Source organism: Citrobacter sp. MGH105 (assembly GCF_001037485.2).
GTDB classification, from domain to species: Bacteria; Pseudomonadota; Gammaproteobacteria; order Enterobacterales; family Enterobacteriaceae; genus Citrobacter; species Citrobacter portucalensis.
Genome location: NZ_CP073049.1, coordinates 28,221 through 43,001 on the forward strand (window position 1 = coordinate 28,221; position 14,781 = coordinate 43,001).

The window sequence follows — 14,781 nt, forward strand, 5'->3', positions numbered from 1 at the left end:
TAATAGGTATTAAGGTAATGTAAAAATTAGTCCTTTGGTTCCGGTATCTGAGAGAAGCAGGTTATGAGCGAATACATACCTAAGAAGCGTGGGTTACTGAGTTTTGATTGGTACGTGCCGATCAATTTGGCAATTCTGATACTGGTACTGGCCATCTTCTTTACTCGATTTACATTTGGACATGGGCTATTAAATGGTTGTTTACCTGCTGATTTTTACATGATTGACTTGAAGGATAAATCTGTCAAGGCAGGAAACATCATTGCATTTCATATGCCAAAATCAGTCCGATTTATACGTGAAAATGAGAAGGTTATTAAAATTGTGGCGGGGGTAGGCGGAGATCGCCTAAGAGTCACAATGGATGGCGTTTATAACGGGAGCAAGTTTTATAAAGCTAATGCCAGACGTATTTCAATGAAATACAACATACCTGCTGAGTCTATTGAAAGAGAATTAACTATTCCGAAAGGAGAAGTTTTTTTAATTGGCCAAACGGATCACTCATGGGACTCACGATTTTGGGGGCCGGTTAAGTTGACTTCAGTTATTGGGAAAACATATGCGATCTATTGAATTAAAAACAACGATTAAGCCTCTGGCCACCTGCCTGGCGTTTTACGCCTTGATGTCCACCGCTACGGCTAGCCCCCAGTATCAACAGGTTGCTGACGACATTGCTAGGCAAGCTCAAGTATTGGGCGCTCAGTCAACGCCGCCGGAAACAGCAGAAGGCCCGCTCTCGTCAGGCTCTCTGGATTCTCCGGATGTCCAGAAGTACGTCCGCCAGGCTGAAGCTTTGAAGCAAAACAGGGACATCAGTCAGCCAACGAATCGGGGCTATGTACCGGGTATGAATGCTGACAGTGTGCAGGCGGTTATCGATCATACTCAGGCTATACGCGCTCAGAATAATAATTCTGAAGCAGTTAATGACATTATTCGCAGACGTGATGAAATTCAGGGAAATATTCAGCTGAACGACTCAGCACTGAAGTCTGTCGAAAATAAACCAGAAGTAATGCGCAGCCAGTCGACGAATATCGAAAAAATGTTTGGTACCTCAGGGATCACCGCCGCTGACTTCGAACGAAAAATAGATAGCAGACGGGAAGAGGTGCTTTCGACAGAAAACGGTATCACTATCTTTGCGTCATTTAGCCTGCCTGATTACGTCCTAGAAGATCTACTCCGTACCGCGTCACAAAATAAGGCGAGAGTGGTTTTTAATGGTCTGAAGAAAGGCACGACGCGTCTTCCGGAGACTCAGGCTGCAATCAATCAGTTGGTGGTGAAGGGGAAGTTTGACTCTCCACTGATTACGATTGACCCTGATGCGTTTGACCAGTACCAGGTCACGCAGGTCCCGACAATTATCTCCCGTGAGGAATCCCGATTCGCTAAAATGGTCGGTTCGTTTAACGTTGATTTCTTCCAGCGAGAACTGGCCAGAAATCCCGATCAGGATATTTTACCTAATGCTGGTACGACCTATCCGGTCGAAGAGAAAAGCATTATTAAAGAGCTCGAAGAGCGAGCACAAAAGTATGACTGGGAGGGCGCCAAGAAGCGAGCTGTTGCAGACACATGGAAGAACCAATTCATGGTTAATCTGCCTCCGGCTCAGGAGCACAAGGAATGGTTAATTGACCCGACTATCAGGGTCACTCAGGACGTGAAAGATAAGCAGGGCCGCGTCATTGCTTCTGCGGGCGAGCTGATTAACCCGCTGAGCAGGTTCCCGCAGAACCTCACCATGATAATTTTTGACCCATTGAATCCGGGGCAGCTTGATTGGGCTGAGAAGCAATATCGCCAACTTCTTGGCAGCGGACAGGTTATGCCGATGTTTACGCGAATTAAACAGGAAAATGGTTGGGACCATCTGAATGATCTGCGCGAGAAATTTAACGGGAAAGTATTCAAAGTCAATGAGCAAATTATTTCCCGCTTCCAGATTAAAAACACTCCAGTGTTGATTTCAACTGAAAAAGATAAATTCCGGATAACGCAATTCAGTGAAGCTGAAATACGTGGTGTTGGAGAAAAAATCTCGGCAGAGGAGAACTGATATGAAGATCGGATTTATTTTAGGGGCGCTGCTGGCCACATGGCTGACTCTGAATTACCCGGACCTGATGAGAGAGTATTTCAACAAAGTGGTTACGTATATGGAAAGCGTGACAACATTCATTACTAAATAGTGAGCGTGCCGGTGAAGAAGCTAAAAAAGTTACTTTTGGAAATTTTGGTTGCTGTCATGCTGTCATTTTCCCTGCCTGCAATGACCATGGCCGCAGATACCGGCGTCCCGGGAGCAATGTGCCAGTCAGCTGGTGTGTGGCAGGGACTAATCAAAAATATCTGCTGGAGTTGCATCTTCCCGATGCGGATCATGGGAATTGGTGCGGCACCTGAAGGTGCCGCACCCTCACGCCCCGGCTGCTATTGCACAGACCAAAATGGGATACCAGAAATCGGATGGCAGTTAAGTTTTTTCCAGCCAGTTAAAATCGTAGAAGTAGTGAAAAGCCCATGGTGCAGCCCATTTTTGGAGGGAACCATGTTGCAAAAATCACAGTTCGATATTGGCAAGAGCAATACTAACCAGCCTATGACTGCTACAGAAGCCGGATTCTACGACGTACATCTCTGGGAATTCCCGATCATGACAATGTTGAAATTGCTGATAATCGGTGAATGTACAGCAGAACCTTATATTGATGCCAGTCTGACGTATATCAGCGAAGTTGATCCAATGTGGGAAAGTGATCTGTTGACGCTCGTGCTGAACCCCGAAGCTGTGGTATTTGCAAACCCTATTGCCTCAATGGTATGTGCTGCTGACTGCGTGGCAGTGACTGCCGGAAAGGATAATTTGGCTGCCTATTTTTGTGCCGGTTGTGATGGTAACTTGTACCCGCTTACAGGGCACGTCTATGCGAATGATGATGCCGTCAGAACCAGTTCCCTTATTACACAACGACTACTAACTAAGTTACATCGGCAAGGAATGCTAATGAGAACAATGGGAGCAGATGCAATGTGTGAGAAAACATGGGAATACTTCACTCCTCGTTCACAATATAGACTTTCAATGCTTTACCCAACGCCAGAAGCTAAAGGGCCTGATTGCTGCCATAGGCTTGGTGACTCCGTACATGATTGGTCAACGCTGAAAGGTGGACGAAAGAAAATAGGCATAGATAATTATGTCTATATGCTATGGAGATATAATGACTGTTGCGTGCGTTTTAATCCCGGCGCTTAATTGCAGGAGGCTTTTAATATGAAAACTAGGAAATTAATTGCTTCAACAATTATTGCGTCTATGCTCGCAAATACTATGAGTTGGGCATTTTACGTTTCGCTCATTAACATGGTTATGACACCAAAAATATACGCAGCTGATGCGATATTTGATCAGTTGGAAAACAATTTTGACCTTGCGAACCCCAACGCAAATCGAAATGCAACAACAAGTGCTCAGGATATTGTAGAGAAGTACAAGAATGCTGATTCCGGGGAAAACCTGAGCGGAAAAATATCAGATAAATATGTAGGTAAAGCAGATTCAATAAACTTAGACGTTGGGAAGTACGGGGCGCTGAACTCAAACGAAAGTGTTATGAGTAATGCTGCATCTGACGGCAAGTCGATCGGTAAGACCGTACAGTTACCGAGCATGACGGGCGGTACGATCAACTCTAATTATACGAAAGAGGGGGCAAAGTTACTTTCCAGAGACAGTAGCGGTAACATTGGTATAAGTAACAACACGAATACAACGGCAGGAACTAAAACCAGTACAGGAGAGCTATTCAGCTCAGAGCAGAAGCACAGTGATATTCAGTTTAATTCCGGTGGCCGGTATGGAGATGAGGATGGATTCATCAATGACATCAAAAATCGAAAAAGTCAGCTGTTTGAAGCGCAGAGTTACGATGGGGTTGCCTACCGTACACTGGTGAATGCAAATAAAGACAACCCAGCATCTAATATTAAACCTAACGACCCTATGTTCAATGCTGGCCGAAATGAAATTGGTAATGCTGTAGCCGGTACAGGCAACTGGCTACAGAGTTGCAATACGGAAACAAAAAAACAAACTATTACTACACACTATCCAGATTATAAAGAGTTTTACTGCAACTCACCCAAGAAAGATAACTTTAATAGTTGCACAATAACTCGTGATTTTTCCGTACCTGTTTATATCTCAGGTGGTAATGGTGATATGTCTATGTGCGGGGATAATTGTGTGAGGGTCTGGTTCGGCAGAAGAGACGACAACTATTGGAACGATGGAGTATATGACAACTCATTAACCTTAAAATTTCATCCTGATGCAAAGCTTGCAACTGCGAAAATAATTAATGCAGAGTGGGATGATCATATGAGGGTCACGCTTGATGGAACGCAGATTTTTGCTCACATAGATGGAGAATATAGAAGTAGCAATTATCCATCACCACAAGGGCCATGGGAGCTGAAAAAATCATGGAAGCTTGACAAAGTCTACGATATTACCGACCAGGTAAGAAACTCTGTATATCAGGAGGTGGACCGTGAAGTGACAATGGCGTCACGCGTTTGGGTAGGTGGCGGTGGGGAAGGCTATTTTGAAGTTGAGCTGACTTTTGAAAATATGAAGCTGGAGGATAAACATATACAGGAACCCGCAGGTTGTTTTGATGCAGTACAAACGCCGAATTCATTCTGTCGGTTTGACCGGTTTGTGAACATGGATGTCGGTACAAAGCGGCTCCCGGAAACTGTGCTTAAAATGGCCACACCGCTTTATAAAGGCGATACCGGGTTCTTAACCTGGAAAACAAACCTTGAAGGTTACTTCTGTGATCCCCTGGCGAAGGAAAAGCTGTGCTCATATGATGCGAAGGGAAACATCATGAAAGACGCCGCAGGAAAAGACCTCTGCTACAACTACGACGACATTAAAAATATGCCTGACGCTTGCGGCACATATAAAAATGATGCTGCGTGTGTGCTCGATACACAGACTTGTGCAGAAGGTTGGTTCGATGAAGGCACAAATACATGCTACATGTATGAGCAGAAATATACGTGTGACAGAGGTAAGGACGTCGTCAGAGAGGTAGAGTCACAGACTAACGCCTGTGTAGGTATGATCCCATGTTCTGGTGGAACATGCGAAACCGGCCCAAAAGAGGAAAACAATGATTTTGGGAAAGTGGCCGCGTACTCAAACATGGTTCAGTACATGCAGGGTGAGGCAAAATGCGAAGATCCCAACGACCCTAATTCCTGCTCCGTCTTTGAGGGGAAAGCAGAATGGTGCGGCAGGTCCGTTGGTTTTGTGAACGGGCTGGCCAAAACAGATTGCTGCGAACAGCCACAGGGTACCGCTGGCTCACTAGAGGCGATTATGCTGGCTGGGTCGATGATCCGAAACACGAACTGGACACGAGTGAATGCTCAGCTGGTAAGCTGGACCGGTGGGGAGAGTGGAACCTGGGCTTCAATGGCTAACTCGGTTGGTGAATGGACAGCATCGGCAGGTAAAACTGTTGGTCAGATGTGGAACAATGTCACCAGTTCGCTAACCAGCGTCTACGAAAATGTGGCCGGTAACCTTGGGCGAACAGTAGGTTCATCCACTGCTGGTGGAAGTGGTCAACTTGCTAAGGAGACAATGAGCTCTTTCGGGCTTGGTACCCTTAAGAAGATGGCCATGGAAAAAGCATATGACTTGCTTCCCGATACAGTAAGGGACTTCGTTTTTAAAAATGTAGCGACAACGGGTGGCGAAGTAGTCTTTTCAGCAGCAATTCAAAACTTTATGCTTGCATTAAATGTCATTGGCTGGATTTATACCGCATATCAAATAACAAAAATGTTGCTTGAAATGCTTGTGGCCTGTGATCAAAAAGAAATGGAAGCGTCTATTCATAAAAATCAGAAATCCTGTTTCACACTGGATACTGAACGCTGTGTTAAATATCTCAATATGGGATTTACAAAGAAGTGTGTTAAAAAAGCAACAGACATGTGCTGCTACAATTCAATGTTATCTCGCGTGATTATGCAGCAGGCGTATCCTCAACTTGGAATAGATCCGGTTGCTTCGAGTTGCGTTGGATTATCAATTAGTCAAATACAGAGATTAGATTTTGATAAGATCGATTTAACTGAATGGATTAACGATGCCGTCCAGGTCGGAGAAGTTCCTGATCAGTACGCTACATTCTCCGAGTCATCGATAACAGAAAATTTGCCATTTAAAAATGAAAATTACCAACTTCCATCCCAAAGAACGAAAGAATCAATGGGTGGTGAGGATAATATGATAAAAGCTAGACAGGAAAATAATCAGGCAATTAAAGAGGAGAATGTGGACTGTAGCTATCTACCACGGCCCGCGATTTGTGAAGTTGGGTCAACTTATGTAGACCCAATTACTGGGAAGGAATTACCAAAATACTAAATGTAGGGGCTGTAAAGCCCCTTTATTTTTATTTTGCTTTAAGAGTTTTTTCAGGGAAACCCTTCTGACCATATTCTCCTGCGAAAAGATAATAATCTTTACCGTTAATAGATGCAGCAACGCCACCTGGGGTAGTGAATTTTGGACTGTCAGAACGGAAAATAATACCTGAGAAGTTAGTACTAGATTCATTGCCTTTAAATGGAATGAATACGTAACGAACTACTGAATAATCACCGGCAGGTAGATTAAGTTGAGGGATTTCAGATCCAGACGCTGGGCGAATAACCTGGAAGCTGTACATGGACTTAGTCGGCATTACGTCGGCAGCTGGCTTTGAAGGGAGGTCGCAGGTACTCCATTTATTCATCACTGCCATATCAATCTTGCATGAAGCCAGAGCCGCACTTTGCTTCGAAGGATTGAACCCGAGTGCCACCTGTGACTCTTTGGTGTGATTATAAACATATGCAGCACCGGCACGTACTAAGCTTTCATCGTTATAAGGAAGTTTTTTAGGGTTCGGGACAAAGACGACGTATTGGTTAACCTGGATATATTCAGCGTCAGAGGAGCTGTACATTGATCCCAAACTCATAATACTTAATCCACTGAGCCCTCCTGTAACATAGCCCATAGAGCCACTAATTAGCAGTTTGGAAAGCAAGTTATCTGCATCGCCACCCGGCTGGACTGTTTCTTCATTAAAAGTAACGTCAAAACCGGCCAAAGAGTAAGCATTTTTGGCTACCGAGTCTTTAGAATTAGCATGCCAGTAGAGCCCATGAGTGTCGCTGTGCTGTGCAGAATTCGGGGTTTTACCAGCATCCCGGGCACAACCAACCAGCGATGCACTGGCAACAAAAGCAGAAACCAGAGATACAAAACGTTTAGTTTTCATTTGAGACCCTTCTTTGAATGATTTTTTTGTCTAGAAGCATTATTTCATACTCGTCAGTTTCTCAAACAACCAAAATGCAGAAAAAATGAAAAAATGTGAAGCGAACAAAAACCAGCCTTGTAAAGAAAAATCCCTCTAAATTAAATCGTATAATCAGTGGGACTAAATATTCAGAGGCTTTTATGGGTAAACCAACAGATGAGCAAAGGGTCATCATTGAAAATGCAAACGCAAATAATATGGTTATTGCAGCACCAGGGTCTGGGAAGTCATTTACGATGATCGAGGCTGTGATCTCAATCCTCAGGCAGTTCCCATATGCCAAGGTTGGAATGGTCACATTTACTCGCGCTGCAACAAATTCATTGGCTGAAAAGCTGAAAAGTCGGTTAAGTAAAAAAGACCAGGATAGGGTGCTGGTAAATACTTTCCACGGCTTTATCCGGATGCAACTGGACATGGTCAACTGGAAGGGCAAGATGCTGATTAGCTCGGCACAGCGTTCTGTAATTCATCGTGCGTTAAAGGAGTCAGGCGCGCCTTTCCGTTACCCGGAAGCTGAATTTGCTATTGATGCGATTGGAAGGGAAATGGATACAGACATCATTTCAGTTCGCCATACGCGTCAACAAATCCACTTGTTCAACACATACCAGGCAATATGTCAGAAAGACCACGTAGCTGACTTAAATGCACTCTCACGTTTTGTCGTGGGCCAGATGCACTCAGGAAAAATGCAGCCACTAAATTTGACGCATTTAGTTGTAGATGAGGTGCAAGACACCGACTCGATTCAGTATGCCTGGATCGCACTACATACAAGGGGTGGTGTTAACACGAGCATCGTAGGGGATGATGATCAGGCAATCTATTCTTTCAGGGCCTCCGGCGGGGTAAAAATATTCCAGCAATTTGAAAAACAATTCAGGCCAAACATATTTTATCTAAATACCTGTTTCAGGTGTGAACCAGAAATTCTTAAGGTTGCAGGGGCATTGATTGAAAAAAATGTTTACAGATACGTTAAGGATCTGCGTTCAGCTAAAAGTGGTGGTGGAAAAGTTAATTTCCGCTCATATGTTGATATGGATGAACAGATTCAAGGCATCCTCAATCTAATTAACCAAGACCCAAATGGCTGGGCAATCCTTAGCAGAGGTAATGCACATCTTGATCAGCTTGAAAGCCTCATAGAGCAGCCGGTTCTTCGTTATGGAGGCAAGTCCTTTTGGGATGAGAAAGAGACGAGCGACGTACTGCATCTGATGGCTTTCTTTCGGCAGTCCAACGATGTTCGATTAATGAAGAGGGTGCTGGCGCTTTTCGGTGAAAATGAAGAAGTTTTGGATCAAACAGCATTTAGCATGAAAGGGAGAAAAGTAACTTTTGGTGAACTGAGCATCCCAGATGCAAGTTCCCTGGAAACAAGAACACTTCACTCAAACTTCACCCGGTTTACACAGGAGACTCGGGATAAAGTTGAAATCGAAAAGCGCTTCGCAAATCTGATTAAATGGATGGAATTGTCATCAATAAAAATGAGGACTCAGAAAGGTTCACCTTCACTGACACGAATTGCGTTAGATACCTGTAAGCAATGGGCTGAGAAAAATGGCTGGCAAAACATGATAAATCGAGCTGCGGCGATGTGTTTGGGGCCTAAAAAGAAGGATGAGGAATATACGCCGGATAAAGTAGTTTTATCGACATTGCATGGTTCGAAGGGGCTAGAATGGAAAAAAGTCATTATTATGAGTTGCAATGCTGACCAGATCCCAAGCAAGAGATCAGTGGGGCAGGAAGCGATTGAAGAAGAGAGAAGACTTCTATTTGTAGGATTTACACGAGCAGAACAACAGCTGCATGTAATGTGGTACGGTGATCCGTCCTTCTTTTTAAGCGAATGCGCCGAAGAAAAATTGAAAGAGGCAGCGAATATGAGAATAGAATCAAATTTAACAGAAGAATTTTCCAATCAGTATTTACAATAATGACTCTATGTTGTATAAGAATATTGAGCTTTGTATTATCGCTCCCACATTTCAAGTAACTGACAAAAGTTACTTTGCGCATTAAGCGCGGATTCAGCCGTGAAAAGCGGCCAGCTTACTTAAGCTGCAAGGCACCACCGGCAAAATGTCACCTTTGTCGCTGGTGCCTTTCCTATGCCCGTAAAAAGGCAAACCGAATTTACCAAATCGTAACTAATTTAGCTCTTGATTGAGCTATTTTCGTTGCGTACTTCTAATGCCAGAAAGTATAAATCAGGCGGTTCATAGCTTACGGGAGATGAATGACAGGCTTTGCCTTTGTGTTGGAATATTCCATTATTCCTTCCTTCTTACTATATATAGGTGACCCCAAATGTCTAAAAGCAAAGCACGCAGTAAAGCCCTTCTTCTGGCCTTCGCCGATCTGATTCCGGATATGGACAAGGCAGTTAACAAGAAGTTATTGGAATCTCTGATTATTTACTCAGGGCATGATAATGACCTTATTGTTATTTTGAATGAAGACGGACCAACTATAATTGAACTGAACTCTTTAAAATCGGTTTCTATGCTGGCCCAAAAGCTTTCAGCTTTTTCAACTTATTATCATGTAGAAATGCAGCAAATTCATGTCAATCCAATTGACTTTGAGAAGGCTTATAAGCTACTCAAAGAAGCACCTGCAATTCCCATGTTTAAAACTTTAGCTGAACTGGATAAGTTTTTAAATGAAGAGTTTGAAAAGTATGGGTTGAACACATTCCTTGATGTGGATGACCTAGATTATTCACTCGATAAATCCAGAGAGTTAAAAAATGATCAGTTGATTGCCTGGGTTTCTGAAATTATTGTGAAGCGCGATAAATTAGCATTGCGTAATCGCTTTAATGAAGTGACAAAGGCACATTATGAAACTGTAGATGCATTGTATGCAGCCGTCCGTCCCTTAATGAAAGAATTAGGTTTTCCTGATGAACTCATGCTACATACCTTTAGTGAATTGAGCGTTTTCGATTCCAAAGGCTGGGACCATGCTATCAAATCTAAAATTGAATTTCTCACAAAACGAGAAGCGCAATATTTAGATGACAAAATGAAGGCAGAAAAACGGCAGTTAACAATTGATGAACTTTTGACTCAAGTCAATAGCGCTAAAACAGCTAAAGAACCAAGACCTTTTGGTCAGACGTTTTGTTTTGCTGTTCTTGGCATGATGTCATTGATGTTCATTGTAAATAAATTTATTTAATCCTGTTAAGGGGGAACCCTGACAGGGCTTCTCTTTGATTAAAATGAGGAGAGAAGAAATGTCACATCTTGAATATGTTAATGAAGTTAAAGTGTCCGGGATAGTTATCAGTGCAATGGAGAAAGAAATGACTGACGGTAACGTTGGGTTATTAATAAAGCTCAAAAACAGAATGAAGACTGAAATTAATGGTGAAATCGCTGAGAGAGAATTTTCTATTCAAATCAAAGTGTCACCAGAAATGTATTCAGGCTGTTTCACTGGTATAAATCAAGGTGATGAGTTAATGGTCTCCGGTTATCTTGTTGTGGATATTGTCACGTTGGAAGGGAGAGAGCACCCTCTTGACTACATGAGAGTCGTTGCAACAAGTAAGTTAGCTCACATACCTAAACCCCCCAAGGGTTTTGGGCAAAGTAGCTTTAGACAGATCTGACATTTAAACCACCCTAAAGGGGAGAAATCCCTTCATGGGAGATCTCCCTTTGGAGGCCCCATGAAACAAAAAATTAGCTCGACATCATTTATTGGTAAACAAATGGATTTTTTCTCTATATTCGATTTTGAAGAAGAGGAAAATGAAATAATACCCATAGTTGAGTCTCCGCTTGAATATATAAATAATGCAATAGCCCAAAAGCAAAGCATGCAATCAGAAGAAAAACATTCTGGCCCGGAACTGGTGCCTCATGTGTCGGATGATGTTGCATTGCTAGGTCATTGTTCCAAATTACTCAACAATCAAATTCTGCATGGAATTAGTTTTGCTTCTGAAACTGATTATCTCTTCACTTTAGAAGAATACAATGCAGAATTAGGTGGTCTGGTTATCGACTGGGCTCCTGAAGATGTATATCAGTTATACGTCGTCGCAATGGAAGAGTCGTTGGAAAACGTTAAATATCTTGTCTTTACAAAATCACTCTATACAACTGATGAATTCGGAAATATCAAAGTGAATCCGCTTCTTGAAGCAGAAACACGTTGGTATATGTCGCAGTCATTTGAGCTTACATGTGCCACTCATGGTATAGATGCTATTGAGTTTAGGTCAGAGCTTAAAAAAAGCTTGTATGAATACACGCACAGTTTTGAAAGTGAAAATGTTAAATTATCTCAATATCATCAGGATAAAGAGATTATTTTGCATGATTGTAAGGAAGATATGGGATGGGATATCTTTTTCGACCGTGACTATTTATTGGCAGAAAATAAACTGGCAGTAAAATGGACTGATCGGGATATAATGGATGTCTATTCTAAAGCATTTAAATCAACAATTAATTTGTTTGAAAAACTTGTCGTAAATAACAAGTTAACATTAAGGGATACATCAGGTTGGGTTATCGTAAACCCTACATTTGAGCGCCAGTTCGAATGGATTGAATCTGAAGTATTCGAAATTGTAGGGACTCATCTTGGTTACAACGTTGATGCTATCAGAAAACAGATGGTTACAGCGTGTAAGATGACCTTCAACTAATATGCCACTGGCAAACATCTGCCAGCGGGCGGTGTTTGCATTTTACCGGAGTTTTAAAAATGACTAACGCCGCAACTATATTAGAAACCGAAAATTCATTACTGGAAGAAAATATTGGTAATCTGTTACCCGCAAATGTTATATCTACAAAAGCATATGCGAATAAGGAACAATATTACCTGGTTAAGGCCAAAGATTTGTTTGGTATTCCTGAAATGTCCGAGGATATGATAGTTCCAGTATTTAAACGTTTATCTCCACATCGTGCAAACCTGAATAAGGATTATATACCGAATGCTCGTATACTTGAGCAAGTAGTACAATTGCTCGTAAGTAACGATATAGATTTAAGTGTATGCCTGAAAGGGGAGTCTGGTTCTGGTAAGACTGAAATGGCAATGTACATTAGCCATATGCTGAATTGGCCGCTAACCATAAAGCAAATCAACAGTAATATTCGTGCTGATGAACTTGAAGGTGAGCGTAGTCTCATTAACGGAAACACCAGTTTTGTGCCCAGCGAGCTTGTAACGGCGTTTCAGGAAGGCCACCTCATTCTTCTGGATGAAGTGGACAAGATTGACCCTGATACCGCCGCGAAGCTGCATATGCCTATAGAGCGTAAGCCCTGGTCACTAGCCGCCAACGGTGGCGAAGTGGTTAATGCCAATAAGTTTACGCGGTTTATGGGTACAGCAAACACAAACATGAGTGGGGGATCTCGTAAGTTCGTTTCATCACAGCGGCAGGATGCAGCGTTTATTAAACGCTTCCTGATTGTGGAGATGGAAAGGCCTTCAGAGGTTGCATTAACCAACGTTTTGCTTAAACGCTACAATAGCCTGCCTATGCTGGTAATTGAAAAATTCGTTTCGGTAGCCGTTGCAGTAAACAACATAGGAACTGAAGACAGTGTAATGGATATTCGTCAGCTTGTGGCATGGGTTGGAACGTCGATGACGTTAAAGACCATGTCCTTACTGGATACGTTTAAAATTGCTTTTGCGTCGGCTCTGCCTGCACATGCCAGTGGTATGGTGCTGGAAGCCATCGATTTAAAACTCGGTGACGATAAGAACCGTACAATGGAGTATTACACTGCAAAAAAGTAGTTATAGATGGGACGAGTTATCAGAAGGCTGAATGCCTTGTGACAGACTTTGCTCATCTTTCGTTTTACGGTTTTTTGAGTGCAGACGGGGATGAAACTTTCGCGATTGCACAGGAAGGAAATCAATATATAGGTCTTAAGCAGCACAATAATGACTATTCATTTATTTGTTATCAAGATTGTGACAAAGATATGGAAGCCATGATTAAGGGCCTTGAATCAAAAGGATTCATGTATCAAGGAAGTATTCAATCGACGTCTGTCGAGAGTGAATTTCCTGGAATTCTTTTAACAACACTTGAGAAGTAATAATCTTAACCCTATCGGGAAATCTTTCCCGACAGGGAGGTTTTCCCATTTTTTTAATCTGGAGAAAACCTATGACTTTCAATACTTCTAAACTTAATAAAGTTTCCGCTAAGCAAATCTGTGATAACTTTGTAAAAGCACATCCTGATTTGTTGGAAGGTGCTGTTATAACAAAAATCGAAATCAGTGGTTGTCAGGGCTCTCGGCGTACCGATAAAATCGAACTGTCCTATGGCGGCGATGATATAACGGACCAGAAGAGCGTGTCTAAAAGTGAAGTTCGCTGGATAGACATAAAGGCACTGAGTTTCAAAAGCACTATCACTAGTCGAATTTCAACACTCTGTTCACGGTTGTGTATCCGCTATAGCAATATGTGGATTTTGCCTGTCGAAAGAATGGAGGAGTTTCTGGAAGAGGCACAAGAAATTGAACGTGAATTTCAAGCCGGTATCCAGAATGTGGTTGATAACTATGACACTCATATTCAGGCTGAGAAAGATCGCAGTCCGTTGATGTCAGATTTAATCGACCAGTTGAAATTAACGAAAGATGATTTTATTAAATCATTCCGGTTTAATCTGGCGCATTTCATTCCGTTTTCACCGATTAGTGTGGAGGGGGATGAAACACAGGACTTTTATCAGGAACAACTGATAATCGATTTGGCCGATGAAGCTATGAAGGTTTATGCAAAAATCAGTAAAAATGATAATTTGCGTTCCAGCACGATTGACCGATTAAAACAGATGCAAGATAAAATCATTAGCTTTATGTTCATTCATAAAGAGGCGGTTGTTCTTGCAGAAGCTATCAAGCACGTCATGAATAATTTACCCAAAGGCGCCATTTCTTCTCCCCGTGATGTTGCGGTGTTAAAGCAATGGTTCTATTTCATGAGTGATGCGTCAATGCTGAAACGTATTATTTCTGGTGAGCAGAAAGTAACAGATTGGCTGGATTCCATTACCCGGTCATTCAATATTGATTCACAGGATAATACGGCTAACTCTCAGAATGCTTTTGAGGATGATGTTTTTTCTTCAGCAAATGTGTTCAGAGAAGATCCGCTTGAAGAAGTTGAGAAAAACGCAGTAACTGCACCTTTGTCTGCTGTTGTCCCTGAAGAAGATGTTTCCCTTCAGGCCAGTGGTAGTAATAGTGCTTTTAACAGCGAACTCGAACTGAACGGCTGGTGATTTAGTCTTGTAAAAATAACCCCAGATGGGTACTTCACCATCTGGGTGAGTACCCTTTATTAATTAAAGGTA

13 protein-coding genes are annotated in these 14,781 nt (G+C 42.3%); 12 read left to right on the top strand and 1 reads right to left on the bottom strand.

What is annotated here, in order from left to right; genetic code table 11:
• Positions 1-63: 63 nt before the first annotated feature.
• The 5 genes from trhF to trhN are packed head-to-tail and all read left to right on the top strand — an operon-like array spanning position 64 to position 6,466.
• Positions 64-576, top strand: a complete 513-nt coding sequence (trhF, locus tag SK35_RS24475; RefSeq protein WP_015063122.1) for an IncHI-type conjugal transfer protein TrhF — start codon at positions 64-66, stop codon at positions 574-576.
• Entirely contained in the window at positions 563-2,071 is a 1,509-nt protein-coding gene (gene trhW / locus SK35_RS24480) for an IncHI-type conjugal transfer protein TrhW (RefSeq protein ID WP_015063123.1), read from the top strand. The genes trhF and trhW overlap by 14 nt, the downstream gene beginning before the upstream one ends.
• A gap of 1 nt (position 2,072) precedes the next feature.
• Entirely contained in the window at positions 2,073-2,204 is a 132-nt protein-coding gene (locus SK35_RS27085; protein ID WP_022652169.1) for a hypothetical protein, read from the top strand.
• A gap of 11 nt (positions 2,205-2,215) precedes the next feature.
• Positions 2,216-3,271, top strand: coding sequence for an IncHI-type conjugal transfer protein TrhU (trhU, locus tag SK35_RS24485; RefSeq protein WP_022652170.1), 1,056 nt, complete (start codon positions 2,216-2,218; stop codon positions 3,269-3,271).
• An 18-nt stretch (positions 3,272-3,289) separates the two neighbouring features.
• Positions 3,290-6,466 (top strand): IncHI-type conjugal transfer protein TrhN, encoded by a 3,177-nt coding sequence (gene trhN, locus SK35_RS24490; protein WP_015063125.1) that lies wholly within the window; start codon positions 3,290-3,292, stop codon positions 6,464-6,466.
• Positions 6,467-6,494: 28 nt separating this feature from the next.
• Here trhN and SK35_RS24495 read toward each other — a convergent pair whose 3' ends face one another.
• Positions 6,495-7,367: a hypothetical protein gene (locus SK35_RS24495; protein WP_015063126.1), complete on the bottom strand. Its 873-nt coding sequence runs from the start codon at positions 7,365-7,367 to the stop codon at positions 6,495-6,497.
• A gap of 182 nt (positions 7,368-7,549) precedes the next feature.
• On the opposite strand from SK35_RS24495, the gene trhI reads away from it, so the two are divergent.
• The 7 genes from trhI to SK35_RS24530 all read left to right on the top strand — a co-directional run bounded on the left by trhI (position 7,550) and on the right by SK35_RS24530 (position 14,709).
• Positions 7,550-9,358, top strand: a complete 1,809-nt coding sequence (gene trhI / locus SK35_RS24500) for an IncHI-type conjugal transfer helicase TrhI (RefSeq protein WP_015063127.1) — start codon at positions 7,550-7,552, stop codon at positions 9,356-9,358.
• A gap of 373 nt (positions 9,359-9,731) precedes the next feature.
• Entirely contained in the window at positions 9,732-10,607 is an 876-nt protein-coding gene (locus SK35_RS24505) for a hypothetical protein (protein WP_015063128.1), read from the top strand.
• A gap of 58 nt (positions 10,608-10,665) precedes the next feature.
• On the top strand, positions 10,666-11,043 hold the full coding sequence (locus SK35_RS24510; RefSeq protein WP_022652171.1) for a hypothetical protein: 378 nt from the start codon (positions 10,666-10,668) through the stop codon (positions 11,041-11,043).
• Between the two features lie 60 nt (positions 11,044-11,103).
• On the top strand, positions 11,104-12,090 hold the full coding sequence (locus tag SK35_RS24515) for a hypothetical protein (RefSeq protein WP_022652172.1): 987 nt from the start codon (positions 11,104-11,106) through the stop codon (positions 12,088-12,090).
• A gap of 59 nt (positions 12,091-12,149) precedes the next feature.
• A complete protein-coding gene (locus SK35_RS24520; protein ID WP_022652173.1) occupies positions 12,150-13,202 on the top strand; it encodes an ATP-binding protein in 1,053 nt (350 codons plus the stop codon).
• A 38-nt stretch (positions 13,203-13,240) separates the two neighbouring features.
• Positions 13,241-13,510 carry a hypothetical protein gene (locus SK35_RS24525; protein WP_032610391.1) on the top strand — a complete coding sequence of 90 codons (270 nt, stop codon included), beginning with the start codon at positions 13,241-13,243 and terminating at the stop codon, positions 13,508-13,510.
• Positions 13,511-13,581: 71 nt separating this feature from the next.
• Positions 13,582-14,709, top strand: coding sequence for a DUF3150 domain-containing protein (locus SK35_RS24530; RefSeq protein ID WP_015063132.1), 1,128 nt, complete (start codon positions 13,582-13,584; stop codon positions 14,707-14,709).
• Positions 14,710-14,781 lie beyond the last annotated feature (72 nt).